A 24,335-nucleotide genomic window follows, 5' to 3' on the forward strand; every position below is an offset into this window, starting at 1 on the left:
ACGTGAATATGCGGGAGGGGTGTCGCCTGGGACCGTATGCCGATAGGCAGCGCGACAGCGCCCTGCTATCAAGTGCCGACCAACCTGCTACACCGAGGATGCCCACGATGCGTTTTCTGCGACGGCTTGCTGCCACCCTCGCCCTTGTCCTGCTCGTTCCGGCGCAGCCCGTACTGGCCCAGGATGCGCTGTTCAACGAGGCCGAAACCAAGGGCATCGAGGAAATCGTCCGCGCCTATCTGCTGGAGCATCCTGAGGTGATCCGCGACGCGATCGAGGCACTGCAGGCCAAAGAACAGGCCGCCAAGGCGGACAAGCAGGCCGGCGCCCTGGTGGCGCACAAGGATCGCCTGCTGGCCGATCCCGCCTCGCCGGTCGCCGGAAATCCCATGGGCGACGTGACCATCGTCGAATTCTTCGACTACAAATGCCCCTACTGCAAGCGCGTGACGCCGGCCCTGGCCGAACTGATCGAGGCCGACAAGGGCGTGCGTGTCGTGTTCAAGGAATTCCCCATCCTGGGAGAATCGTCGCTGCTTGCAGCGCGCGCCGCGCTGGCCGCGCAGATGCAGGACCGTTACTTCGATTTCCACAACGCCCTGATGGCCCATCGCGGCGACTTCGATGACGCCGCAATCGGCACGATCGCTGAATCACTCGGCATGGATGTCGCCAAGCTGCGCGCCGATATGAAGGCACCGGAGGTGGATCAGCAACTGGCCGACAACCACGCCCTTGCCCAGGCCATGGCCATCCGCTCCACACCGACCTTCGTCATCGGCGAACAGATCGTGCCAGGCGCCATCTCGATCGATGACATGAAGGCGCTGATCGCGGCAGCGCGCGGCAGCTAGGCGTCCCCCACGGGCGCGGCCAGCGCCGCCAATTCCGCCTCGCCCATAAGATCGCCGGCCTCGTCGCGATAACTGGCCGTCCCGCTGACACTCTCGCCTTGCCATTTCCGCTCCAGGGTCGCGCGCGCCGGCTGGGTAGCGAACCAGGTGATGAATTCGTTCACCTTGGCGAGCAGGCGATGGCTGGATTTTGCAGCAGCGACACCGACCGAATAGTACCAGGGTGCCGCAGCGAGATTTCCCGGCAGTACTTCCAGCTTGCCGCGCCAGCGGCTCTCTGCCCCCGTCGCCGCCCAGTGATAGATCGGCTGGTCGACCGCGAAGGCATCCACCTGGCCGTCGACCAGGCAGTCATGGATCTGGCTCTGATCCGAATAGGCAATGAGATTGGCCAGCCGAACACGGCCACCCGCGACATCGGCATTGGCGCCCCAGCGTATGCCGGCCGCTTCCAGCGTTGCAAAGGCGCCGGGATCGTTGATGCAGCCCAGCACCTTGCCATCGAGATCGCCGATTCCGTTGATGCGTGCATCCCCCGCCCGCCGGGCCAGGATGTAATTGAGATAGGTATAGGCCTCGGAAAAGGCGACGGCATGGTAGGCCGCATTGGGCGGCAGCGCACTCCAGACCAGATCGACCGGCCGCTCGCCAAGTTTGGGGCCGAGATGCAGCAATTCGGTACACTGGTCCCAGGGATATTCGACGAATTCCGGCTTGACCCCCAGCCATTGCGCAAAAGCCGTCGCATAGTCGATGTCGAGGCCGGTGAGCGGCCCGCCCGGCCGCAGGCGGAATGACAGGCCGACGAAGGCCGGTTCCACGGCGATACGGATCGTGCCGCGCCGCTGGATGTCCGCGAGGCGGTCGAAAGCCGGATCGTCCGGCAATTGGTGGCGACGCAGCACGGTGCGCACCGCGCCTTCGCCCGACGGCAGCGCCCTTGCGAGTTCCCGCGCCAGTTCCAGCGACCAATGCGCCTTGGCAATGACATTGTCGTTGCGCGCGGCCGCCTGCGGCACAGCCACCGCAATTACCCGGTTGTTGGCCTTGAGGTCGTCGATCTGCCCGTCGAGCGCGGCAAAATTGCCGCTGAGACCGTCAAGCGATTGCACCAGCTGCCCGGACAGGGTCTGCAGCAGCCGGTCGGCCGCGCCTGCCGTCTCGGCCACGCGACGCTGGATATCGCTGAGATCGATGCTCTTTCCGGCCTCCTTGGCGCTCTGCAGGGTGCGCTGCGCGAGGTTGCGGACTTCCGCAGCGACCACGCCGAAGCCCTTGCCATGCTCGCCGGCATGGGCTGCCTCGATCGTGGCGTTGAGTGCCAGCAGATTGACCGATTTAGCAATGCTCTCGATCTCGCGCAGCACGGTGATGGCGGCGCCGGCCTTCTCCTCAATGCCGTTGACCACGGCATCGAGTTCGGCCTTGATCGCGCCTACGGCCCGGTCCATTTCCGCAGCCAGGGTGCGACGCAGGTCATTGGCGATGGTGCCGCTCGCCGCCACCTCGGCGGCCGATTTCTCCAGCGACTGGTTCATCCGGGCGCTGCGTTCGGCAATCTCGCCCAGCGCCAGGGCTTGTGCCTCCAGGGCGCGCCCGATGGCATGCTGCAGGCTTTCCAGGCCGTGCAGCCCCGAAGCCCCCATCGGCCCCAGATTGTCCGCCGGCGCGGCAGGACCGGCCCCACCAGTCGCCCCGCCAATCGCTTCGTCATCCCGCATTGGAAGTATGCCTCCCCCGCTTTCCGCCCATGCGTCGCGAATCCGTCGAGCAGGATAGCGGATTCGTTTCCTGTCAGTGAATTTTTTTGAAGGCCAATCGAGCCTCGGTATGGCGCCGGTATCGCGATACCGGCCATGCTCCGGTTGCCCTGATGGGGCGCCCCCGGTATAAGTGCCGGAAATCATCCGGTTTCGTCCCCAAAAAGGCGAATCCGTGCGATGGTTTGCACTTTCTGGGCAGGCACCAGCGGAACCCGATCCTTGGCCAAGTCAAAGAGCATTCTCGTCCTCAACGGGCCGAACCTGAACATGCTGGGTGTGCGCCAGCCGGAGGTCTATGGCCGCGACAGCCTCGCGGACATCGCCAGGGCCTGCGCGGCCGAGGCGAAGACGCTCGGCCTCGGTGTCGATTTCCGCCAGTCCAACCATGAAGGCGAACTGGTCACCTGGATCCAGGAGGCCCGCGGGCGCCAGGCCGGGATCGTCATCAATCCCGGCGCCTATGGCCATACCTCGATCGCCATTCTCGATGCCCTCACCCTCACGGAGCTGCCGGTGATCGAGGTGCATCTGTCCAATATCCACCGGCGTGAGCCGTTCCGCCATCAGACCTACGTCTCGCAGATCGCCACCGGCGTTATCTGCGGGCTGGGCGCCCAGGGTTACCTGCTGGCGCTGCAGGCGATGGCCAATCTTGTCAATCCGAAGAAAGCACGCGCATGAGCAAGTTCGACATCGACGAGGCCCTGGTCCGCAAGCTGGGCCTGCTGCTGAAGGAAACCGGCCTCACCGAGCTCGAGTTCGAAAGTGGCGACCAGCGCATCCGGGTGACGGCGCAGGCTGCACCCACCACCGTCGTGCATGCCGCGCCCACCGTGCAGAACGTGGCCCCGGCGGCGGCGGGCAATCCGGGCGCCGCAGCGCCGGCGGCGGCACCGAAAAACGCCCTCACCTCGCCCATGGTCGGCACCGTCTATCTCGCCTCCGAACCCGGCGGCACGCCCTTCGTCAAGGTGGGCGATCGCGTCACCAAGGGCCAGACCGTCCTCATCATCGAGGCGATGAAGGTCATGAATCCGATCTCGGCGCCGGCCAATGGCGTCGTCAAGGAAGTGCTGGTCCAGGACGCGCAGCCGGTCGAATTCGCCGAGCCGCTGCTGGTCATCGAGTAAACGGGAAGCAGCCCAGCCGATGTTCGAAAAGGTCCTCATCGCCAATCGCGGTGAAATCGCCCTGCGCATCCACCGCGCCTGCCGCGAGATGGGCATCCGCACTGTCGCCGTGCATTCGACCGTCGATGCCGATGCCATGCATGTGCGCCTCGCCGACGAAAGTGTCTGCATCGGCCCGGCGCCCTCGCGCGATTCCTATCTCAACATGGCGGCGATCATTTCGGCCGCCACCATCACCGGCGCCGATGCGATCCATCCCGGCATCGGCTTCCTCTCCGAAAACGCCAAATTCGCGGCGATGGTCGAGGAACACGGCTTCACCTTCATCGGGCCTTCGCCGGAACATCTTTCGCAGATGGGCGACAAGGTCGAGGCCAAGATCACCGCCAAGAGATTCGGCATTCCCTGCGTGCCAGGCTCCGACGGCGCCATCAGCGATGCGGAAGCAGCATCGATCGCCGAGGGCATCGGCTACCCGGTCCTCATCAAGGCGGCGGCCGGCGGCGGCGGCAAGGGCATGAAGGTGGCCAACAGCGCCGGCGAGTTGAAGGAAGCGCTTGCCTTTGCGCGGGCAGAAGCCAAGGCTGCCTTCGGCAACGACGCTATGTATATGGAGAAGTACCTCTCTCATCCGCGCCATATCGAAATCCAGATCCTGGCCGACAATCACGGCAATGCGGTGCATCTGGGCGAGCGCGACTGCTCGCTGCAGCGCCGCCACCAGAAGGTGCTCGAGGAAGCGCCCTCGCCGGCTCTGAATGCCGGCCAGCGCGCCGAAATCGGCGAAATCGCTGTGAAGGCCGTGAAGGCCATGGGCTACCGCTCGGTCGGCACCATCGAATTCCTGTTCCAGGACGGCCAGTTCTACTTCATCGAGATGAACACGCGCCTGCAGATCGAGCACCCGATCTCGGAAATGATCACCGGCATCGATCTGGTGCGCGAGCAGATCCGCGTCGCTTCCGGCGCTCCCTTGGGCCTCTCGCAGAGCGACATCACCTTCAACGGCCATGCCGTGGAATGCCGCATCAACGCCGAAGACCCCGAGACGTTCATGCCCTCGCCCGGCCGCATCACGGATTTCCACGCCGCGGGCGGCCTTGGTGTGCGCGTCGATTCGGCACTTTATGCCGGCTACAAGGTGCCCTCCAATTACGACAGCCTCATCGCCAAGCTGGTAGTCCACGGCAAGACCCGCAACGAATGCCTGATGCGCGCAAGGCGGGCACTCGAGGAAATGGTCATCATGGGGGTGAAGACCAACATCCCCCTCCACCAGCGCCTGGTCGCCGCCCCGGATTTCATCAACGGCGATTACGACATCCGCTGGCTGGAGAAGTTCGTCGCCAAGTAAGGGCGGCGCTTTCTTCATTCTCCAGTTGCCCCCTCTCCCCAATGGGACGAGGGGCTACGCGCGTGCATGGGACAGAATCTATAAGTCGCGCAGGCTACTGCCATCGGCACCTCATCCCCTCGCCCCGCCTGCGGGGAGAGGGTTAGGGTGAGGGGTGGTAATTGCAGACATGACTCACCGCCCCTTTTGGCGCTAGGCTTCGATTCGAAGCCCCGCACCACCATGAGGTGACGCGTGTCCAACCGGACCAGGCAGCCGAAGATCACCCCGGAGATGCTGCTGCGCGCCTATGCGATCGGCATCTTCCCGATGGCGGAGGCGCGCAACGATCCGGAGCTCTACTGGATCGATCCGGAGCTTCGCGGCATCCTGCAGCTGGAAGGCTTCCACATCCCGGCAAGCCTCAGAAAGACCGTTCGCCAGTGTCTTGCCGGCAAGGCGCCCTTCTATCGCGTCACCTGCGACCAGGCCTTCGAGGCGGTGGTGCGCGGCTGTGCGACACCGGCGCCGGGGCGCCAGCAGACCTGGATCAACGACACCATCTTCGACCTCTGCCGCCAGCTCTTCGTCATGGGCCATGCCCACAGCGTCGAGGTCTGGCTGGGCGATGAGCTGGTGGGGGGCCTCTACGGGGTCAGCCTGGGCGGCGCCTTTTTCGGCGAGAGCATGTTCAGCCGGGCGACCGATGCCAGCAAGGTGGCGCTGGTCCACCTCGTGGCGCGACTGAGACATGGCGGCTATCGGCTGCTCGACACGCAATTCGTGACCCAGCACCTCGCCCGCTTCGGCACCATCGAGATCCCGCGCGAGGAATACCGGCAGAAGCTGTCCGCCGCCCTTGCCGTACCGGCTGTGTTCTACGGATTGGTGCCGGATTCGGTGGTGCTGGACTCGCTCTCGGCCGGGGCCGGTTCCACGGCCTGATCCTCGCCGCCGCTGCAATCCAGCACCCAGAGGTCGTAGACCGGGTGTTCCAGCGCCGAAAGGGCCGGACTGGAGGCGAACATCCAACCGTTGAAGCGCGGTTGCGGCGCCTCGCCGGGCCTCTCCTCCACCACTTCCAGAAAAGCCGCCGCTTCCGGTGTCTCCTCCGGCGGGCGCTTGTCGCAGGCCCGGACCGTGATCTGCAGCGAGCCGAAGGCGACGGTGTCGCCGACCGGCACGGTAACGGTCGAGACCCGCGCCGTGATCTTGTCCATCGCGCGCAGCACCACGTTGTCGGCCGGGATGGCCGCCGCCGGGAGAGCAATTGCAGAGAGCACACCCGAAAAGGCCAGGGCCGCGAAAGCGCACCGGGAAAACTGACGCATCACTTCTTTCCGTACGGATTCTCGAGCTTCGCCACGAGATCGTAGAACACGGCGCGCACCTGGTCCTCGTCACAGCCCATCAGGATGGCATCTTCCAGCGCGTCCTGCGCCAATTGCCTGATCTCGATGACATTCTGATTGAGGACTTTGACTTTTTCGAGGCATGAGACCGGCTGGCCATCCGGCTGCTTCCAGACCGGGATGTGGAATTCCGGCGCCTTCTTATTGCTCATGAGATTCACCGCCCTTGCCGCCCAAGCCACATGGCCCGGCGAACGGCCTATTCCATCGACGAGCCGCCGACCACGAATTTGTTGATCAACTCGACCAGATCCAACGCACCCTGTGCATAGGTGATCTCGTCGCCATCCTTCAGGATCTCGTCGGCGGCACCGGGCTCGAGCTTGACGTAGTAGTTCCCCAGCAAACCGTCACTGGTGATGATCGCCGAGGTGTCCTGCGGCAGTTCGATATCGCTGCGCACATTGATGGTGACAACCGCCTGGTACATCTTGGGGTCGAAATCCTGCGAGGTCACGGCGCCAACCTTGACGCCGCTCATCCGCACGTCGGTGCCGGGAAGGACAGAGCCCCCGCGATCGAAGCGGATGGTGAGCTGATAGCCGCCGCGATCCTCGCGCATGCCGCTGCCGCTATAGATGACGTAGAGGAAGGCGGCCGCCGCAACCAGCACCACGGCGCCCATGATGGTCTCGAGGACATTACGCTGCATGCTTCACCCGTGCTGGTCCTGGTCTGGTGCGTGGCGGAAAGGGCGTCGGGACGAAAGGTCGAGTCAGGCCGGAGTCCAGGGCTCGTAATCCCCGGTCGCCCTGGCGCGCTGGCCGCCCATCAGCGTATGGCCGGGCGGGCGGTAGGCAAGCTCGGTCCCGGTCCGGTTGGGTTCGTGCGGCTTCTGCCAGGCCCGGGGCGTCGCGCGCGTCACTGGCACCGGCAGGGTCTTGCTGTGCAACCAGGCATGCCATTCCGGCGGCACCCGGCTCGCCTCCACCTCGCCCTTGTAGAGCACCCAGCGCCGCTCGCGCTTGCCGCCCTTGGTACGGCGGTCGACATAATAGGTATTGCCGAACTCGTCGCTGCCGACGCGCTCGCCATAGATCATGGTGAAAAGACGGGTGCCGATGCTCATGAGGTGATTCGCCGCCGTTTTTGCCCAATAGGGCCAACAGGTTAAGGTCGTTGCGGCGGAATATACAAGGAGACCTTACAGCGAGGCAAGGAAAGGGATTCGACGCCGTCCGCCCTCACTCGAGCAACTTCTCCATCACATGATAGGTCGGCACCGCAAAACCCGGATGGCTTTCCTGCCGGGTGATGACAAAGCCAGCCCGTTGAAATAGCCGGATATTGTCATGGAGGACCAGCCGGACGCCGAGTTCCAGCCGCGGCAGGCCAAGTGCCCGCGCCTCGGACTCGACCGCCGCCAGCAGGGCCGAGCCGATCCCCCGCCCCCGCGCCTCGGGTGCCACGGCGAGGCGACCGAAATAGAGCCGGTCCGCCCGCCGTTCCGTGAAGACGCAACCCATGAGGTGCCCGCCTGACAGCGCCCGGAAGGCTGCTCCCTTTTCAAGGGCCGTCGCGAGGCTCTCGGCCGTCTCGGCATGTGCGCCGGAATCCGGCACCAGCTCGCCGCGATAGGCCGCGAAAGCGAGGTGGATAAGCGCAGCCAGGGCCGCGCAATCAGCCGCCGATGCGCGGGCAATCACCACCCCTGCAGGAGGCATGCTGGACAAAGGACACGTTCGCTTGCGATGATCGGGGGCAACATTCTTTCCGGTGACGCAGGTGGCGGCAAGCCTCGTTCTGCGCGCGCCATGTCGAGGATCACTTCCCGTGACATCATCTACCGGCACAACCGGCCGCCAGCGCTGGGCGGCCCTCGGCGTCCTGCTGATCGGCACCATCTTCGTGAGCCTGATCACCACCTTCGCCAGCCTTGCCTATGCCGGCGGCGCCACGCCCATGACCCTGGTCTGGTCGCGCTTCATCGGCCTGGTCCTGGTCCTCGGGCTGATTCTGCGCCTGACCGGCGCCCGCTTTCACCTGCCGCAGCGCAACATGCGGGCGACCTACTGGATCGCCCTCTGCCTCCTCATGATGTCGGCCGGCTACTTGAGCTCAGTCGCCTATATCAAGGTCAGCCTCGCCGTCGTCATCCTCTACACCTATCCCCTATTGGTAGCGATTTTCGCCGCACTCTCCGGGCGCGAGCGCCTGTCACCGCTCCGGGCTGCCTTGCTGGTGGTTGCCTTTCTGGGCCTGCTGGTGGCGCTGGGGGAGGACCTCGGCTTCAGCCTGCTGCCGCTCGGCTTCGATCCCGGCGCCATCACCCTGGATTGGCGCGGCGCCGCCCTCGCCCTCATCGCCGCTTTGGGTGTCGCCGCCTTTGTCACTTGGGGCGGCGCCTATCTCAACGACGTCGATTCCCGGGTGGTCAATTTCTGGGCCAATCTGTGGATGATCCTGCTGGTCGCCGTTTTCGTCATCCTGAAGGGCGGCATCACCCTGCCCGCGAGCGGACTTGGCTGGTTCGGCTATGGGGCGGCGACACTCTGCTATGTCACCGCCATGGTGTGCTGGTTCGCCTCGCTCAAGGTCCTGTCGCCGACCGATACCGCCATGACTCTGAACCTGGAGCCGGCGATCAGCCTGGTCGCCGCCAGCGTCATCCTTGGCGAGGCCACCTCGACCCAGCAATGGGTCGGCACTTTCGTGTTGCTGGTCGCCATTATCCTCTCCAGCATCCTTGGCAGCCGCCACAAAGATTAACGATATTTGGTGACACCTAACCGTCTGACAAAATGAGGTAATTTTACAGGATTTCGAATCGTGGCGAAATCATGACCTGTTTATCCCCAAGCAAACAGCACCCCCACGAGCCAGAAATGCCCGCGTTACGCCACATATGGCGAGGTCAAGCGCATTAATCACTAGATATAGAAATTTCTCGGTTGCGGGTGCACCGCAAACTGACTCAATATCTAGCCATGGCGCCGGTCTGGCCACCCAGATATAGGCGCGGCGAACCAATCCCTTAAACCGATTTGCTGAACCAGATTCTGCAGACGGGAGAGGATTCGGTTCATTCGGGGTCAAACACAAGATTTGGGGGCCGCCTCTCATGCGCATTGCTCGTCGTTTCACCAAAGCTGGCCAGTCGCCCTATGCGGAGATCCTGTTCCGCCGCACGACCAGCGAGATTAAGAATCCGGACGGCTCGATCGTCTTCCAGTTGAAGGATATCGAGGTCCCGGCCGATTGGTCGCAGGTGGCGAGCGATGTGCTGGCGCAGAAATACTTCCGCAAGGCGGGTGTCCCGGCGCAGCTGCGACCGGTGATCGAGGGCGACGTGCCGGAATTCCTGTGGCGGCGCGAGGCCGACCGCGAGGCCCTGGTAAAACTGCCCGCCGAAAAGCGCTTCGGCAGCGAGATGTCGGCCAAGCAGGTGTTCGACCGCATGGCCGGCACCTGGACCTATTGGGGCTGGAAGGGCGGCTATTTTGACACCGAGGATGACGCCCTCGCCTTCTATGACGAGATGCGCTTCATGATGGCGTGCCAGATGGGGGCGCCGAACTCCCCGCAATGGTTCAACACCGGCCTGCACTGGGCCTATGGCATCGACGGGCCGGCCCAGGGCCACCATTATGTCGACCACCGCACCGGCGAACTGACCGTCTCGGCCTCGGCCTACGAGCATCCGCAGCCCCATGCCTGCTTCATCCAGTCGGTGGCCGACGACCTGGTGCAGGAAGGCGGCATCATGGACCTCTGGGTGCGCGAGGCGCGCCTCTTCAAATACGGCTCCGGCACAGGCTCCAACTTCTCGCGCCTGCGCGGCGACGGCGAGCGCCTCTCGGGTGGCGGCCGCTCTTCGGGCCTGATGAGCTTCCTCAAGATCGGCGACCGTGCCGCCGGCGCCATCAAGTCGGGCGGCACCACGCGCCGTGCCGCGAAGATGGTGACGGTCGATCTCGACCACCCGGATATCGAGGCCTATATCGACTGGAAAGTGCTGGAAGAGCAGAAGGTGGCGGCCCTCGTCGCCGGCTCGCAAGCCTGCAATGAATGCCTCAACAAGGTGATAAAAGCAGCCCATGACGGCATCCATGCCGGAAAGGGCGGCATTGATCCGAAGACCAACCCGGCCTTGAAGGCCGCGATCCGCGACGCGCGCAAGGCGAAGATTCCCGAGAACTACGTCCAGCGCGTGATCCACTTTGCCGAACAGGGCTACGACAAGATCGACTTCAAGACATATGACACCGATTGGGATTCGGATGCCTATCTCACCGTTTCCGGCCAGAACTCGAACAATTCGGTGCGCGTCTCGAACGATTTCATCCAGCGCGTGCTGGATGACGGCGACTGGAACCTCATCCGCCGCACCGACGGCAAGCTGCACAAGACGCTGAAGGCCCGCGACCTCTGGGAAAAGATCGGCCAGGCAGCCTGGGCCAGCGCCGACCCCGGCGTGCAATACGACACCACCATCAACGAATGGCATACCTGCCCGGAATCGGGACGCATCAATGCGTCCAATCCGTGCTCGGAATACATGTTCCTGGACGACACGGCCTGCAACCTCGCCTCGCTCAACCTGATGACCTTCAAGGGCGCGGATGGCAGCATCGACATCGAGGCCTATGAGCACGCCGTGCGGCTGTGGACCATCGTGCTCGAAATCTCGGTGCTGATGGCGCAGTTCCCGTCCAAGGAAATCGCCCAGCTCTCCTACGAATTCCGGACGCTTGGCCTCGGCTATGCCAATATCGGCGGCCTCTTGATGTCGATCGGCCTCTCCTATGACAGCGACGAGGGTCGCGCGCTCACCGCTGCCCTCACCGCGATCATGACCGGCGTTTCCTACGCCACCTCGGCCGAGATGGCGGGCGAGCTTGGCGCCTTCCCGGGCTATGCCAAGAACGCCGACCACATGCTGCGCGTCATTCGCAACCACCGCCGCGCCGCCTATGGCGAGAAGGCCGGCTATGAGGGCCTCTCGGTTCTGCCCGTCGCCCTCGATTCCGCCAACTGCCCGGATCAGCGTCTGGTGACGGCTGCCAAGAAGGCCTGGGACGACGCGCTGGCGCTTGGCGAAAAGCACGGCTATCGCAACGCGCAAGCCACCGTAATCGCGCCCACCGGCACGATCGGCTTGGTCATGGATTGCGACACCACCGGCATCGAGCCAGATTTCGCCCTGGTGAAGTTCAAGAAGCTGGCCGGCGGCGGCTATTTCAAGATCATCAACCGCATGGTGCCGGACGCTCTCACGACACTCGGCTACAGCCCGGCGCAGATCGAGGAGATGGAGCGCTACGCGGTCGGCCACGCCACCCTCAAGGGGGCCCCCTACATCAATCACGAGAGCCTGAAGGCCCGCGGCTTCACCGACGAGGCGCTGGAGCGGATCGAGACCTCGCTCGAAAGCGCCTTCGACATCCGCTTTGTCTTCAACAAGTGGAATTTAGGCGAGGATTTCTGCCGCAACGAGCTTGGCCTCGGCGCGGAGGATCTCGGCAACCCGACCTTCGACATGCTGGCCGCCCTCGGCTTCACCAAGGCCGAATACGAGGCCGCCAACACCTTCGTCTGCGGCGCCATGACGCTGGAGGGGGCGCCCTTCCTGAAGGACGAGCATCTGCCGGTGTTCGACTGCGCCAATCCCTGCGGCCGCATCGGCAAGCGCTTCCTCTCGGTCGAGAGCCATATCCGCATGATGGCGGTGGCGCAGAGCTTCATCTCCGGCGCCATCTCGAAGACCATCAACATGCCGAACCGGGCCTCGGTCGAGGATTGCAAGGCAGCCTATATGCTGTCCTGGCAGCTGGGCGTAAAAGCGAATGCGCTCTATCGCGACGGCTCCAAGCTGTCGCAGCCCCTCTCTTCCTCGCTCCTCTCCGACGAGGATCTGGTCGATGACGTGATCGAGGCGCCGGCCGCTGCGCGTGCCCCGATCGTGGCGGAGCGCATCGTCGAGCGCATCATCGAGCGCGTGGCCGAGGCCGGCCGGCGGCGCCTGCCGGAACGCCGCAAGGGCTACACCCAGAAGGCCATCGTCGGCGGCCACAAGGTCTACCTGCGCACCGGCGAATATGAGGACGGCAAGCTGGGCGAAATCTTCATCGACATGCACAAGGAAGGTGCCGCCTTCCGCAGCCTGATGAACAATTTCGCCATCGCCATCTCGATCGGACTGCAATACGGCGTGCCGCTTGAGGAATTCGTCGAGGCCTTCACCTTCACCCGTTTCGAGCCCAACGGCATGGTCGAGGGCAACGACGCCATCAAGATGGCGACTTCGATCCTCGACTACACCTTCCGCGAACTCGCGGTCTCCTATCTCGGTCGCAACGACCTCGCCCATGTCCAGCCGTCGGACCTCTATCCCGACGCCATGGGTGGCGGTGCCGACGAGCAGGCCATCCCGGAGAAGTTCGAACGCGGCGTCGAGGCAGTGAAGAAGATCGCCTCCACCGGCTTTGTGCGCTCGAACCTCATCGTGCTGAAGAACGCCTCGATGGTGGCCGGCAACAATGCGCTTGCCATGGACGCGGCCCATGAGGCCCAGGCCAGCGCGGGTTCGGGTGGCGGCGATGGCATCGGCATTGCCGCCGTCACCGCCAGTGTCACCAGCACCATGACCGTGGGTGCCGCCGTCGTGCAGGCGGTGGACAGCCGTCTCGACAAGATCCGCGAAGCCAAGATGAAGGGCTATGAGGGCGATGCCTGCGGCGAATGCGGCAACTTCACCCTGGTGCGCAACGGCACCTGCATGAAGTGCACCACCTGCGGCTCGACCAGCGGCTGTTCGTAACCGGCCGCGGCGCCGTGGCCAGTGGCGGTATGCGGGATCGCTCGCTTCTCCGAACTGGCGCAGTTGCCGAGAAACCGCCGGGTCCGTGTTGATCACGGGCCCGGCTTTGTTTTTTTCACTTCTGGCGGTACCGGCATCCCCGGCTTGTGAAATCCCAGGACGTGCTAGAATGAACCGCCATGAATACGGAAACTGCAACAACGGAATGGCGGCCGGCGCCCGGTACGATTGACCAGCATAGCTTTGCCATCGGCGACATCCATGGCATGCGGCACCATTTCGATGCCCTGCTGTCACGGATCGCGCACATCATCGCCACCGAATCAGTGCAGGCGCCGCGGGTGGTATTGCTCGGCGACTACATCGACCGTGGGCCGGCTTCGCTTTCCATCCTGAAACAGATTCTGACGACGGATCTCATTCCCGGTGCCGAGACACTTACCCTGCCTGGCAATCACGAAACGATGCTCGCGACTGTGCTCCGAGAGGAAGGGCCGGCCCTTGAGGAGCATGTCGAGAACTGGCTGCGCTGGGGGGCTGCCGCCATCGCGCGCGAATTGGGACAATCGGCCGAGAGTGCGGCCAGCCGCCCGGGCGCCTTTGTGAAGGCGATCCGGGACTATCTCGGTGCGGATGCAATCCGGCAATTCCTGACCCTCGATCTGGCGCACCGGGACACCGACTACCTTTTCATTCACGCCGGGCTGCATCCGCTGAACTCCTTGCGCGACAGCCTTGCCTGCGATTGGCAGTCCATGCCCTACAACCAGCACCGGCATCCGGTCTGGTGCAGGTATCCGTTTCTCGACCATAACGGGCCGTTCGACGGCGATGTGGTTGTCGTCCACGGCCATACCATTCAGCGCGAACCGCTGGTAACCGCCAACAAGATCGGTGTTGATACAGGTGCCTACGAGGGCGGTCCCCTGACCTGCGTGGAACTCAAAGGAGATCGCCTGCGCTTTCACCAGGTGCGCTTGGCACCGGGCGGCAATGCGTGAGGATGCAGATGAACGAAATCGTACTGCGCGATGCTGGCCCGGAGGACGCGGCGGCACTGGCGACGATGATTCGCGCACTGGCAGCCCACGATGGCAGCAGTGCCGACTTAAACTTCACGAGCGACCAGCTGCGACTGGCGCTCACCGCGCCGGCACCGAGGCTGCGCGCCATCCTGACGATGGATGGCGACAAACCCGTCGGCTTCATCACCTACACGATCGATTTTGCCATCTGGATCGCCAGCGACGTGCTGCGGATCGACGACCTCTATCTGGAAACCGCCTATCGCGGCCAGGGTCTGGGCCGCCGCCTGATGGCCGAGATCGCCCGCCGCGCCCTCGCCGGCGGCATGCAGGCGCGCTGGGAGGTGGTGCCGCAGAACCGCAGCGCCCAGGCCTTCTACCGCAGCCTCGGCGCGGAACTCCGCGACAAGATCATCGCGCGCTGGGATGCCCCGGCCATGGCCGCGCTGCTGGCTGACAGGCCGGGCGGCTGAAGCTGCGCTTTCTACCAGGTGACGACCGGCCGAAGGGCGTTCGGCCGGTCGTCAAGTCTCCAGCGCGGCAGCGCAATGTCAGAGGCTGCGCACCGTCTGCAGGAAGCTCTCCACCTCGCGCTTCAGCCGGACGCCGTTCTCGCTGAGTTCGCTCGCTGCCGACAGGACCTGCGACGAGCCGGCACTGGTCTGCTGCGACGCCTGGGTGACCCCGATGATGTTCGAGGTGACCTCGGCCGTTCCGGCCGCCGCCTGCTGGACATTGCGCGAAATCTCGGCCGTTGCGGCGCCCTGTTCCTCCACGGCCGAGGCGATTCCGGTTGAAATTTCGTTCACCCGGTTGATCGTCTGGGTGATGCTGACGATTGCCTTGGCGGAACCCTCCGTCGAGTCCTGGATGGCCTTTACCTGCGCGGCGATCTCATCCGTGGCGCGCGCGGTCTGGGTCGCCAGGTTCTTGACTTCCGACGCCACCACGGCAAACCCCTTGCCGGCCTCGCCGGCCCGCGCCGCCTCGATGGTGGCGTTGAGGGCCAGGAGATTGGTCTGCGAGGCGATCTCGTTGATCAGCGTCACCACCTCGCCGATTTTCTGTGCCGCGGCGGCGAGCCCGTTGACCTTGGCGTTGGTATCCTCGGCCTGCTCCACGGCCGCGCCGACGATTCGGGTCGATTCCGACACCTGGTGGTTGATCTCCCTGATCGAGGCCGACAATTCCTCGGTGGCGGAGGCCACCGTCTGCACGTTCTGCGTCATCTGCTCGGAGGCGGCAGCGACGGCATTCGATTGCTGGGCCGTTTCCTCGGCGGTCGCGGAGAGCGACTGCGCCGTCGCCTGAAGCTCGGTCGCCGCCGCACTGACGACGCCCACCACCTCGCCGATCACCTTGTCGAACTCGGCAACGGCCGCTTCCATCTTCTTGCCGCGCTCGACCTGACGGCGCTGCTCGGCTTCCTGGATCGTGCGCAGGCGTTCTGCCTCGATCAGGCCCTCCTTGAACACCTGGACGGAACGCGCCATCTCGCCGATTTCGTCACGATTGGCCGTTGCCGGGACACCGATTTCGCGATCACCGTCGCCCAACTTCTTCATGACATCCGCCATCATGACGACCGGCCTCGCAATGCCGCCGGCCACCAGAAGCGAGACGACGATGCCAAGCGCAAAGCCGCTGAGCGCGATGACGACGATAACGATCTCGGTCGTTACGATGGTGTCGCTGAGGTCGCTGCGCAGGCGTTCTTCCTCGGCTGTGATCTCGTTTGTCACGTCATCCAGCGTCGCCCTTGCATCGGCCTCCATATCGACCATCTCCACTTCGATGATGCGCTGGAGCTCCATGTGGTCCTTGATCGCAGTTTCGGCCGCTTCGCGATATTCCTTCGCAACCACGACCATCTCTTCGTAGATCCCGCGGAGTTCGCTGCCTTGCGTCGCCCTGTCGATCCCGGCCAGGACCTGCTGCATCTCCTGGAGAGATGCCTCGAAGGTCGCCTTCGCTTCCTCCTTGTCGAGGCCGAGAATGGTCGACAGCGCGCCATGCCCGCGAGCAAGGGCGATCTCGGCGGACATCGCCAGGACCAGAGCCTCCGAATTGCCGCTGGCCGCGGCCCTGCGGCTCACCTCCTCCAGGTCCGCCATCAGCTTGGCGCTGTCGGGCATAATTACTTCGTCAACCAGCTTGCGTTCCTCAGCCGAGAGGGCGCCGACCTTCTTGAAGACATCGCCATATTGGCCAATGACTTCGCGAACGCGTTGCAGTTTCTCTCGCTCGCTGTCGGTATGGGCCAGACCGATGGCATCATCGATCTTCGCCGCCACCTCTGCCGCCAGCGCTTCCTCCTTGGTGAGAATCGAGGTATCGCCGCTCAACAGGAAATCCTTGGCGTGGCTATTGATCTCGGTGAAGTCGCCGGCGATCTCCTTGCTGACAACGCCCAGCTTGGCGGCTTCACTGTACTCCTCGAAGTTTCGCGCGACATGGGTAAAGGAAAAGAAGGAAAGTCCGCCGACGATTGCCAGCATACCCAGCACGATACCCGATCCTGCCAGGATCTTTGTCCGGATCCTGACATTACCCAGGAACGTTCGGTCATTGGTGGCCTCAATAGACATAGCCGCATTTCCCTTGGTTTCGTTATGGGTCAGTTGATGCGGTCGAGTTCGTCATGGCGCGACGGCCCGGACTCGGCCTCGAATAGTGCGACTGTTACGGCACTGTTCTGCGATCGGATTTCGGAATTCGACTATTCGGGACAAGTTTTTTCGTTTTCGCATCAAACCCTTAACGCAGCGTTCATACGTCTTAACTGCACGTTAACGCGGGATGGCGCCTCGGCAAGGATCGGTGCCTTCGCTTGTAACGAAAGTGCAATAGTCTCTCGATCCGGAAGCGCCGCGGGGGCAGGCAAGATGAGTCAATGGTCGGCGGGGCAGCGCGCCAATGCAGGGCGCGGGATGCGACAACGGATCATGGAAGCCAAGGCCACGACTGATCCCAGCGCACCGCCAACAGCACGAACAACCGACCTCCGGAACATCGCGTTCCGGATGCGCAACGAACGCAAGCACTCACTGAAATCGGTCAGCGCGTAGGCAAAGTCGGGCTCGAATGGAATTGGTGGGGCGGCCACAACTAAGGCCGGGGGGTTGGCGCGTCATTGCCCTCGTCGCCGGTCAGCTGCGCGCAAACCCGTCCAGCGCCGCCACGATTGCGCCGCTCGTCGCCTCATCCCCGGCATCGTGCCCGCCCTGATCGATGGTGACCAGCCGCGCCTCCGGCCAAGCGCGCGCCAGGCGCCAAGGTGTCACCAGGGGATTGCAGAGGTCGACACGGCCATGAATGAGCACCGCCGGAACATGACCCAGCCCCTCCACGGCGGCCAGTAATTCGCCGTCGGCAAGCCAGGCCCGTTGCGACCAATAGAGCGTCACCAGCCGGGCAAAGCCGAGGCGGAAGCGCGGATCGGCATAGCGCGGATGCGGCTTCTGGTCGGCGCGCAAGGCAACGATCGCGGCTTCCCAATCACACCAGGCTCGCGCCGCCCTCTCCTGTGTGGCCGGATCGGGATCGATCAGCAGTCGGTGATAGGCGGTGGCAATGTCGCCGTCACGCAGATGCGCCGGTAGGGCATCCCGGAAACGTTCCCAAGCCGCGGGGAAGTAAATACCGACGCCGCGCGTGATCCAGTCGATCTCGAAGGACGTGGTGGTGGCGATGCTGAACAGAACCATCTCGCGCACACATTCGGCATGCCGCGCAGCATAGGCCAGCGCCAGGGTCGAACCCCAGGAGGCCCCCAGTACCAACCAGCATTGGATGCCAAGATGCCGCCGCAATTGCTCGATATCGGCAATGAGATGCGCGGTCGTGTTGGCGGCCAGCGCGTCGACGGTATCGCCGGCATGGGGCCGGCTTCGTCCGCAGCCGCGCTGGTCCATCAGGATGACGCGGTAGCGCATGGGGTCGAAATAGCGCCGCCAGCCCGGTGTGCAGCCCGACCCCGGCCCGCCATGCAGCACAAGCGCCGGCTTGCCCGCCGGGTTGCCGCATTCTTCCCAATAGATCTGATGTCCATCGCCGACGGCAAGATGGCCCCAACTATGGGGTTCGCATGGAGGATAGAGCGGGTCGTTCGACAATGTCAGCCCCCGAAGGAAGCCAACGCCTGCTCCATGGCATCCAGGAAGATGTCCGCGTGTTCCCGGGTGAAGACCAGCGGCGGACGGATCTTCAGTACATTGGCGCCGGGGCCGGTGGCGCTGATCAGGATGCGGCGGCGCCTCAGATCGTTGACCACATGGGTCGCGGCGGCGGCCAAGGGTTCCTTCGTCTTCCGGTCCTTCACGAATTCAAGGCCCAGGAACAGCCCGGCACCGCGCACATCGCCGATGATCTCGTATCTCCCGGCAAGGCGCTGCAACCCCTCCAGCATATATGTGCCAACCTTGCCGGCATTCTCGGCCAGGTTCTCGGCCTCGATCACCTCCAGCACCGCGCGCCCCACGGCGCAGGAAACCGGGTTGCCGCCAAAGGTATTGAAGTAACGCGACTTCGCGCCGAACTCGGCGACGATATGCGGCTGCATCACGGCAGCGGCGATCGGATGGCCGTTGCCCATGGGCTTGCCGATGGTCACCATGTCGGGGACGAGGTCGTGGCGCGCGAAGCCCCACCATGCGGGCCCCACGCGGGCAAAGCCGGGCTGCACCTCGTCGGCGATATAGATGCCGCCCGCCGCCCGCATGGCGGCGACCGCCTCCTTCAGGAAACCGGGCTCGCCGGGAAAGACGCCGTCGCTCGAGAAAATACCGTCCACCACCAATGCGCAGGGTTTGATGTTCCTCTGCCGCATCTCGTCGAGGGCCTGCCTGACCCCCGCCGCGAAGGCAGCCCCGACATTGCCGTCGATGCGATAGGTATCGGGTGCCGGGACCAGGCGGACATGTTCGCCCCGCGGCACATAGTCACCGAGCGAGGGTGACATCTCCGAGATGGCTAGGGTGAGGCCGTGATAGGCAAGCTTCGTGACGACGACACCTGTCCCCCCGGTATGGGAACGCGCGATGCGGATGGCGAGGTCATTGGCCTCCGACCCCGTACAGGTAAACATGACATGACCGAGTTCCGACGGAAACTTCGCCAGCAGCTTCTCGGCATAGTCAACGATGGTTTCGTGCAGATAGCGGGTGTGGGTATTGAGCACGGATGCCTGCTCGCACAGCGCCTTCACCACATGCGGATGGCAATGCCCGACCGAGGCGACGTTGTTGTAGACGTCGAGATAGCGGCTGCCGTCGGGATCGAAAAGCCAGACCCCCTCGCCCCTTACGATATGCAGCGGCTGCTCGTAGAACAGGCGGTAGGCTGGCCCCAGCAGCTTCTGCCGCCGGCGGATAATGTCCATGTCTCCGGCGGAAAGATCACCCTCGCGCCCTGGCACATATTGATTCACCATCGCCATGATGTCGTCTCCTGCCTACTGATAAGACCCCTTGCCCCAACCCCTTTTCCATAGGGCCGAGGGACTGGGAAGCGAGCCTGTTCGAACCTCCTCGCCCCGCTTGCGGCGAGTGGGCCGGGGTGAGGCGTTGATCCACCGCCCGCCCGTCCTGATGTCAAGCCACGCATGCCCGGCGCAACTGCGCCTGCGCCGCCTCGCGCGGCAGGCGCGCGAAGGCTTCGATCCCGGCCCAGGCACGCGGAGCATTGCGCAGGATATAGTCCCGGTTTTCCGGATAGCGTGAAGCCCGCCAGCTGGCGATGCAGATGGTCGTCGCCATGCGGGCAGCGATTAGGTCATAGAGCAGATCGATCTCGCGCGCCTCCAGCGGCAGCACGGCGTGATAGGCGCCGATGAACTCGGCCACGTCTTCGAGCGGATTACCCTCCAGTGCCAATTGGTAGGAAGACGCCACCGCCAGGTCATTGACCAGCGGTGTCCAGACCATGTCGCCGAAATCGAGAATGCCGGCGATTCGGTCGTGATCCTCCTCGGCGACCAGGACGTTGTAGGGATTGAGGTCGTTATGGACGAAATGTGCCCTCAGCTGCGGCATCGCCGGCAAGGCGAACTCGTCGAAATTGCGCAGGATCTGTTCGACCAATCCACGCCGCGCCCCCGCCTCGACATAGGGCAGCAGATCCCACAGGCGATGCGCGTGCTTGATGTCCCATTGCAGATCGTGATGGGTCGCGGAATGCGAGAAATCGGCCAGTGCGCAGGTGAGGCGGGCGAGGTGCGCGCCGAGATTGCGCCGTTGCGTCGGACTGCGCGGCACCTGATGCAGCGGCGTTCCTTCCAGGTAGGAGAACAGGCGCAGGACCATCGGCCGGCCCTCGGCATCGGTCAGAATCTCCTCATGGCGGCCGGAAAGGCTCGGGAAGACCCGCTGCACCGGCAGGTCGGGGTCCCTCTGCGCGATATGCAGCAGCGCCATGGTCTGCAGGTTGGTGACCGCCTCTTCTTCCGCCGGATTGGCCAGTTTCAGCACATAGCCTGCCCCATCCGCCGTCCGGATGCGGAAATTCGCGTCGCGCTCGCTGGTGAGCTGGTACGCCGTTCCACGGACCCCGAAACGGCTCTCGGCAAGGACGACGGCCTCCTCTGCCGACAGGGTCGGTTTGGGCGAAGACAGGGAATCAGGTGACTGGGACACGGGTTTGGAAGGGCCAGGGACTGGAAATCATGGAATGCCGCCCATTCCTTAGCACAAGCCGGCGCCGGCGGTAATGGCGATTCCAGGGCATTTTTGGCCGTGTTCCGGCCTGGATTGGCACCCGCCGAGCAGCTAGGATCGCCCCCACATCACCACCCGAACATTAATTCCAAGGAGATGCATCATGGCTGGCAAGATCGACGCCAAACTCGCCGAACTCAACATCGAATTGCCGAAGGCCGCCGTGCCCGTCGCCAATTACGTGCCTGTCGTCATCAGCGGCAATACCGCCTATGTCTCCGGCCAGGTCACCGTGCTGAATGGCGAATTCAAGTTCCAGGGCAAGGTCGGCCAGGATTTTTCGGCTGAGCAGGCGCAACAGGCCGCACGCCTGTGCGGCCTCAACATCATCGCGCAGTTGAAGAATGCACTCGGCGATCTCGACCGCGTGAAGCGCGTCTGCAAGCTCGGCGTATTCGTCAACTGCGCCGCCGATTTCACCGAACAACCCAAGGTGGCGAACGGCGTCTCCGATCTGATGGTCGAGGTCTTCGGCGAGGCCGGCAAGCATGCCCGCTCCGCCGTCGGCGTCAATGTCCTGCCGCTCAATGTCGCGGTTGAGGTCGATGCCATCGTTGAGATAGCTTGAGGTCACAAGACGCGGGCGGCGGGAAATGGTGATGTCCAGAGTTGACCTCACCCTCACCGCCCGCATCGTCGATCGCATCGGCAGGGTCGATGCCGCCGAATGGGACGCCTGTGCAGGCGACGAGAATCCGTTCATCTCTCACGCCTTCCTGGACGCGCTGGAGGTTTCCGGCTCGGTCGGGCGTGGCAGCGGCTGGCTGCCTCAGCATGTCCTCCTTACCGATGATAGCGGAAGGCTGCACGCCGCCGCGCCGCTCTACGTCAAGGGACACAGCCAGGGCGAATATGTCTTCGACCATGGCTGGGCCGAAGCCTATGAGCGTGCCGGGGGCCGCTACTACCCGAAGCTGCAGGTGGCCGTACCGTTTTCGCCGGTGCCCGGACCGCGCCTGCTGGTTCGGCCCGGCCACGATCAGGACACCATCCGCCGCGCCCTCATCAATGCGCTCACCGGTACAGCGGAGAATGCCGGCCTCTCCTCGCTCCATGTCACCTTCTGCCTGAAGGCCGAGGCGGACGAATTGGTGGCCGAGGGATATCTTCATCGCCTCGGCTGCCAGTACCACTGGCACAATGCCGGTTATGGCGATTTCGAGGACTTCCTCGGCGCCCTCTCCTCACGCAAGCGCAAGGCGATACGCAGGGAGCGCGCGGCCGTCGCCGCCGCCGGCCTCGATATCCGTGCCCTCAGCGGGGACGACCTCAAGCCGGCCCATTGGGATGCATTCTTCGCTTTCTACATGGATACCGGTGGGCGCAAATGGGGCCGGCCCTACCTCACCAGAGGTTTTTTCGAAGCCCTGCATGACAGCCTTCGCGACCGCGTGGTGCTGGTGATGGCATTCCGTGATGGCGCGCCCATCGCCGGTGCTCTCAACCTGCTCGGCCGCGATGCGCTTTATGGCCGCAATTGGGGCTGCATCGAGGAAGTGCCCTATCTCCACTTCGAATGCTGCTACTACCGCGCCATCGACTATGCCATCGCCCGCGGCCTCGGGCGGGTAGAAGCCGGCGCCCAGGGCGAACACAAGATCCAGCGCGGCTACCTGCCCGTGGCCACCCATTCCGCCCACTGGATCCGCGACCCCAATTTCAGCGCGGCAGTCGGCGACTACCTGCTCCGTGAACGCCGCGTGCTGGAGCAGGAAATGGCCGCACTCGCTACCCTATCGCCCTATCGGCGCGACAATGCCGCCGAATGATCGCATGGCAGACGCCATCGTCATCGGCGGTGGGCCGGCGGGGCTGATGGCAGCCGAGCAATTGCTCGCGGCAGGCATCACGGTCGATCTCTTCGAGGCGATGCCCTCCCTCGGCCGCAAATTCCTGATGGCCGGCAAGGGCGGTCTCAACATCACGCATGCCGAACCGATGGACGGCTTCATCGCCCGCTATGGCGACGCAGCGCCCCGGATCGCCTGCTGGCTCGATGCCTTTGGTCCAATTGCCTTGCGCGACTGGATCCGCGGCCTCGGCATCGAAACCTTTGTCGGAAGCTCTGGCCGCGTCTTCCCGGCGGAAATGAAAGCGGCACCCTTGTTGCGCGCCTGGCTGCACCGTCTCCGCGGCCAGGGTTTGCGCATCCATGTGCGGCACCGCTGGCTCGGCTGGAACAGTGCCGGTAGCCTGGAATTCGCCAAACCAGGCGGCAAGACGACAAGCGCGGCAAGGGTGGTGGTCCTGGCGCTCGGCGGCGGGTCATGGCCGCAGCTGGGTTCGGACGGATCCTGGGTTTCCCTGCTCACCGCGCGCGGCGTCCCCGTCTCCCCTCTGCAACCCGCCAATTGCGGCTTCGAAATTGCGTGGAGCGAAGCGTTCCGGACCAAATATGCCGGTGCACCGCTCAAGAACATCGCCATCGATGTATCCGGCTTGCGCCGCCGGGGCGAGGCGGTGATCGCCGAATACGGCATCGAAGGGGGCGCCGTCTATGCTGTTTCGGCACCATTGCGGGAAAGACTGACGAAGGATGGCACCGCAATCCTCAGCCTCGACCTCCTCCCCAATCATTCCCTGGAACAGGTATCGGGCGCCCTCGCCGCCCCGCGTGGCAGTCGCTCCCTCTCCTCGCATCTGAAATCGCGCCTGCGCCTCGACAGCGTGAAGGTGGCCCTCATCCGTGAGCTTCTCGGCCCCGATCTGCCGTCCGACCTCGCGCCGCTTCTCAAGGCGCTGCCGCTCCGAGTCAGGGCGCCCCGACCCCTTGCCGAAGCGATCAGCACTGCCGGTGGAATCGCCTTCACGGCCCTCGACGACCACCTCATGCTGAAATCCTTGCCGGGCGTCTTCTGCGCCGGCGAGATGCTGGATTGGGAAGCCCCAACCGGCGGCTATCTGCTGACGGCCTGTTTCGCCAGCGGTCTGGTGGCCGGCAGGAGTGCTGCCATCCGTCTCAGGACGGCATGAAAAAGGCGTTCAACTTGTTGCCGTCTGGATCGCGGAAATAGCCGGCATAGAACCCCTCGATCCCCGGTCGCGGCCCCGGCTTCCCCTCGCACGTACCACCCAATTCGATGGCGCGGCGATAGACAGCATCAACCTGGGCATTGTCCCGGCAGCGCAATGCCACCATGACGCCATTGCCGACACTGGCCGGCTGGCCGTCGAATGGCAGAGTCACATCGATGGCCGCGCCCTCGGACGCCGCCCAAACGATCGACGTCTCGGTCGCGAAGATGCGCGAAGCGCCGATGACATCCGCCAGGGCGTCATAAAATGCCGCTGCCCGTGGCAGGTTGTTGGTTCCCAGGGTCACATACCCGATCATCGACTCTCTCC

At 64.1% G+C, this 24,335-nt stretch carries 23 protein-coding genes; 12 read left to right on the top strand and 11 right to left on the bottom strand.

The window, feature by feature from the left end:
- Positions 1-107 precede the first annotated feature (107 nt).
- The gene (locus A8950_RS13590; RefSeq protein ID WP_243735642.1) at positions 108-854 is read left to right on the top strand and encodes a DsbA family protein; all 747 of its coding nucleotides are present in this window, start codon (positions 108-110) and stop codon (positions 852-854) included.
- Here A8950_RS13590 and A8950_RS19985 read toward each other — a convergent pair.
- Positions 851-2,575 carry a methyl-accepting chemotaxis protein gene (locus A8950_RS19985; RefSeq protein WP_166645172.1) on the bottom strand — a complete coding sequence of 575 codons (1,725 nt, stop codon included), beginning with the start codon at positions 2,573-2,575 and terminating at the stop codon, positions 851-853. The two genes, A8950_RS13590 and A8950_RS19985, sit on opposite strands and share 4 nt — an antisense overlap.
- Positions 2,576-2,836: 261 nt before the next feature.
- On the opposite strand from A8950_RS19985, the gene aroQ reads away from it, so the two are divergent.
- The 4 genes from aroQ (at position 2,837) to aat (ending at position 6,025) form a co-directional block, all read left to right on the top strand.
- Positions 2,837-3,298, top strand: coding sequence for a type II 3-dehydroquinate dehydratase (aroQ, locus tag A8950_RS13600; protein ID WP_279513060.1), 462 nt, complete (start codon positions 2,837-2,839; stop codon positions 3,296-3,298).
- The gene (gene accB, locus A8950_RS13605) at positions 3,295-3,747 is read left to right on the top strand and encodes an acetyl-CoA carboxylase biotin carboxyl carrier protein (RefSeq protein ID WP_133614225.1); all 453 of its coding nucleotides are present in this window, start codon (positions 3,295-3,297) and stop codon (positions 3,745-3,747) included. Before aroQ ends, accB begins: the two co-directional genes overlap by 4 nt.
- 19 nt (positions 3,748-3,766) lie before the next feature.
- Complete coding sequence (gene accC / locus A8950_RS13610) at positions 3,767-5,101, top strand: acetyl-CoA carboxylase biotin carboxylase subunit (RefSeq protein WP_133614226.1); 1,335 nt, start codon at positions 3,767-3,769, stop codon at positions 5,099-5,101.
- Positions 5,102-5,374: 273 nt separating this feature from the next.
- The gene (gene aat, locus A8950_RS13615) at positions 5,375-6,025 is read left to right on the top strand and encodes a leucyl/phenylalanyl-tRNA--protein transferase (RefSeq protein ID WP_133614395.1); all 651 of its coding nucleotides are present in this window, start codon (positions 5,375-5,377) and stop codon (positions 6,023-6,025) included.
- On the opposite strand, the gene A8950_RS13620 is transcribed toward aat, so the two are convergent.
- From A8950_RS13620 to A8950_RS13640, 5 genes are all read right to left on the bottom strand, one after another.
- Positions 5,959-6,411, bottom strand: coding sequence for a DUF2155 domain-containing protein (locus A8950_RS13620; RefSeq protein WP_133614227.1), 453 nt, complete (start codon positions 6,409-6,411; stop codon positions 5,959-5,961). The genes aat and A8950_RS13620 overlap by 67 nt on opposite strands.
- Positions 6,411-6,644, bottom strand: a complete 234-nt coding sequence (locus tag A8950_RS13625) for a hypothetical protein (RefSeq protein WP_133614228.1) — start codon at positions 6,642-6,644, stop codon at positions 6,411-6,413. Before A8950_RS13625 ends, A8950_RS13620 begins: the two co-directional genes overlap by 1 nt.
- 47 nt (positions 6,645-6,691) lie before the next feature.
- On the bottom strand, positions 6,692-7,144 hold the full coding sequence (mlaD, locus tag A8950_RS13630; RefSeq protein WP_133614229.1) for an outer membrane lipid asymmetry maintenance protein MlaD: 453 nt from the start codon (positions 7,142-7,144) through the stop codon (positions 6,692-6,694).
- Positions 7,145-7,207: 63 nt separating this feature from the next.
- Positions 7,208-7,561: an NADH:ubiquinone oxidoreductase subunit NDUFA12 gene (locus tag A8950_RS13635; protein ID WP_133614230.1), complete on the bottom strand. Its 354-nt coding sequence runs from the start codon at positions 7,559-7,561 to the stop codon at positions 7,208-7,210.
- A 115-nt stretch (positions 7,562-7,676) separates the two neighbouring features.
- Positions 7,677-8,138 (bottom strand): GNAT family N-acetyltransferase, encoded by a 462-nt coding sequence (locus A8950_RS13640; RefSeq protein WP_166645173.1) that lies wholly within the window; start codon positions 8,136-8,138, stop codon positions 7,677-7,679.
- Between the two features lie 127 nt (positions 8,139-8,265).
- Between A8950_RS13640 and A8950_RS13645 the strand changes: the two genes are divergently transcribed.
- The 4 genes from A8950_RS13645 (at position 8,266) to A8950_RS13660 (ending at position 14,750) form a co-directional block, all read left to right on the top strand.
- Complete coding sequence (locus A8950_RS13645) at positions 8,266-9,201, top strand: DMT family transporter (RefSeq protein ID WP_166645174.1); 936 nt, start codon at positions 8,266-8,268, stop codon at positions 9,199-9,201.
- Between the two features lie 352 nt (positions 9,202-9,553).
- Complete coding sequence (locus A8950_RS13650; RefSeq protein ID WP_133614233.1) at positions 9,554-13,252, top strand: vitamin B12-dependent ribonucleotide reductase; 3,699 nt, start codon at positions 9,554-9,556, stop codon at positions 13,250-13,252.
- A gap of 179 nt (positions 13,253-13,431) precedes the next feature.
- A complete protein-coding gene (locus tag A8950_RS13655) occupies positions 13,432-14,253 on the top strand; it encodes a metallophosphoesterase (protein ID WP_133614234.1) in 822 nt (273 codons plus the stop codon).
- 8 nt (positions 14,254-14,261) lie between these two features.
- Positions 14,262-14,750, top strand: a complete 489-nt coding sequence (locus A8950_RS13660; RefSeq protein ID WP_166645175.1) for a GNAT family N-acetyltransferase — start codon at positions 14,262-14,264, stop codon at positions 14,748-14,750.
- A 78-nt stretch (positions 14,751-14,828) separates the two neighbouring features.
- Here the strand turns inward: A8950_RS13660 and A8950_RS13665 are convergent, their stop codons facing one another.
- The 4 genes from A8950_RS13665 to A8950_RS13680 all read right to left on the bottom strand — a co-directional run bounded on the left by A8950_RS13665 (position 14,829) and on the right by A8950_RS13680 (position 20,909).
- On the bottom strand, positions 14,829-16,865 hold the full coding sequence (locus tag A8950_RS13665; protein ID WP_133614236.1) for a HAMP domain-containing methyl-accepting chemotaxis protein: 2,037 nt from the start codon (positions 16,863-16,865) through the stop codon (positions 14,829-14,831).
- A 561-nt stretch (positions 16,866-17,426) separates the two neighbouring features.
- The gene (gene pip / locus A8950_RS13670; RefSeq protein ID WP_133614237.1) at positions 17,427-18,392 is read right to left on the bottom strand and encodes a prolyl aminopeptidase; all 966 of its coding nucleotides are present in this window, start codon (positions 18,390-18,392) and stop codon (positions 17,427-17,429) included.
- 2 nt (positions 18,393-18,394) lie between these two features.
- Positions 18,395-19,714 carry an aspartate aminotransferase family protein gene (locus tag A8950_RS13675; RefSeq protein WP_133614238.1) on the bottom strand — a complete coding sequence of 440 codons (1,320 nt, stop codon included), beginning with the start codon at positions 19,712-19,714 and terminating at the stop codon, positions 18,395-18,397.
- A gap of 154 nt (positions 19,715-19,868) precedes the next feature.
- Positions 19,869-20,909: a phosphotransferase gene (locus tag A8950_RS13680; RefSeq protein WP_133614239.1), complete on the bottom strand. Its 1,041-nt coding sequence runs from the start codon at positions 20,907-20,909 to the stop codon at positions 19,869-19,871.
- Between the two features lie 184 nt (positions 20,910-21,093).
- Between A8950_RS13680 and A8950_RS13685 the strand changes: the two genes are divergently transcribed.
- Genes A8950_RS13685 through A8950_RS13695 form a run of 3 tightly spaced genes read left to right on the top strand, consistent with a single transcriptional unit; the run spans position 21,094 to position 23,963 of the window.
- The gene (locus A8950_RS13685) at positions 21,094-21,558 is read left to right on the top strand and encodes a RidA family protein (protein WP_133614240.1); all 465 of its coding nucleotides are present in this window, start codon (positions 21,094-21,096) and stop codon (positions 21,556-21,558) included.
- 31 nt (positions 21,559-21,589) lie between these two features.
- Positions 21,590-22,759: a GNAT family N-acetyltransferase gene (locus tag A8950_RS13690; protein WP_133614241.1), complete on the top strand. Its 1,170-nt coding sequence runs from the start codon at positions 21,590-21,592 to the stop codon at positions 22,757-22,759.
- A gap of 4 nt (positions 22,760-22,763) precedes the next feature.
- Positions 22,764-23,963, top strand: a complete 1,200-nt coding sequence (locus A8950_RS13695) for a TIGR03862 family flavoprotein (protein WP_243735643.1) — start codon at positions 22,764-22,766, stop codon at positions 23,961-23,963.
- On the opposite strand, the gene A8950_RS13700 is transcribed toward A8950_RS13695, so the two are convergent.
- Entirely contained in the window at positions 23,950-24,324 is a 375-nt protein-coding gene (locus A8950_RS13700; RefSeq protein ID WP_133614243.1) for a VOC family protein, read from the bottom strand. The two genes, A8950_RS13695 and A8950_RS13700, sit on opposite strands and share 14 nt — an antisense overlap.
- Positions 24,325-24,335 lie beyond the last annotated feature (11 nt).

Source organism: Dongia mobilis, assembly GCF_004363235.1.
GTDB lineage: Bacteria > Pseudomonadota > Alphaproteobacteria > Dongiales > Dongiaceae > Dongia > Dongia mobilis.

Bases quoted from the DNA above. Each gene is read 5' to 3' on its own strand.
- A8950_RS13685 (WP_133614240.1), top strand. From the start codon at position 21,094: ATGGCTGGCAAGATCGACGCCAAACTCGCCGAACTCAACATCGAATTG.
- A8950_RS13635 (WP_133614230.1), bottom strand. From the start codon at position 7,561: ATGAGCATCGGCACCCGTCTTTTCACCATGATCTATGGCGAGCGCGTC.
- aat (WP_133614395.1), top strand. From the start codon at position 5,375: ATGCTGCTGCGCGCCTATGCGATCGGCATCTTCCCGATGGCGGAGGCG.
- A8950_RS13625 (WP_133614228.1), bottom strand. From the start codon at position 6,644: ATGAGCAATAAGAAGGCGCCGGAATTCCACATCCCGGTCTGGAAGCAG.
- accB (WP_133614225.1), top strand. From the start codon at position 3,295: ATGAGCAAGTTCGACATCGACGAGGCCCTGGTCCGCAAGCTGGGCCTG.
- A8950_RS19985 (WP_166645172.1), bottom strand. From the start codon at position 2,575: ATGCGGGATGACGAAGCGATTGGCGGGGCGACTGGTGGGGCCGGTCCT.
- A8950_RS13655 (WP_133614234.1), top strand. From the start codon at position 13,432: ATGAATACGGAAACTGCAACAACGGAATGGCGGCCGGCGCCCGGTACG.
- accC (WP_133614226.1), top strand. From the start codon at position 3,767: ATGTTCGAAAAGGTCCTCATCGCCAATCGCGGTGAAATCGCCCTGCGC.
- A8950_RS13695 (WP_243735643.1), top strand. From the start codon at position 22,764: ATGGCAGACGCCATCGTCATCGGCGGTGGGCCGGCGGGGCTGATGGCA.
- A8950_RS13690 (WP_133614241.1), top strand. From the start codon at position 21,590: ATGTCCAGAGTTGACCTCACCCTCACCGCCCGCATCGTCGATCGCATC.
- A8950_RS13660 (WP_166645175.1), top strand. From the start codon at position 14,262: ATGAACGAAATCGTACTGCGCGATGCTGGCCCGGAGGACGCGGCGGCA.
- A8950_RS13700 (WP_133614243.1), bottom strand. From the start codon at position 24,324: ATGATCGGGTATGTGACCCTGGGAACCAACAACCTGCCACGGGCAGCG.
- A8950_RS13650 (WP_133614233.1), top strand. From the start codon at position 9,554: ATGCGCATTGCTCGTCGTTTCACCAAAGCTGGCCAGTCGCCCTATGCG.
- mlaD (WP_133614229.1), bottom strand. From the start codon at position 7,144: ATGCAGCGTAATGTCCTCGAGACCATCATGGGCGCCGTGGTGCTGGTT.
- A8950_RS13620 (WP_133614227.1), bottom strand. From the start codon at position 6,411: ATGCGTCAGTTTTCCCGGTGCGCTTTCGCGGCCCTGGCCTTTTCGGGT.
- A8950_RS13590 (WP_243735642.1), top strand. From the start codon at position 108: ATGCGTTTTCTGCGACGGCTTGCTGCCACCCTCGCCCTTGTCCTGCTC.
- A8950_RS13675 (WP_133614238.1), bottom strand. From the start codon at position 19,714: ATGGCGATGGTGAATCAATATGTGCCAGGGCGCGAGGGTGATCTTTCC.
- A8950_RS13665 (WP_133614236.1), bottom strand. From the start codon at position 16,865: ATGTCTATTGAGGCCACCAATGACCGAACGTTCCTGGGTAATGTCAGG.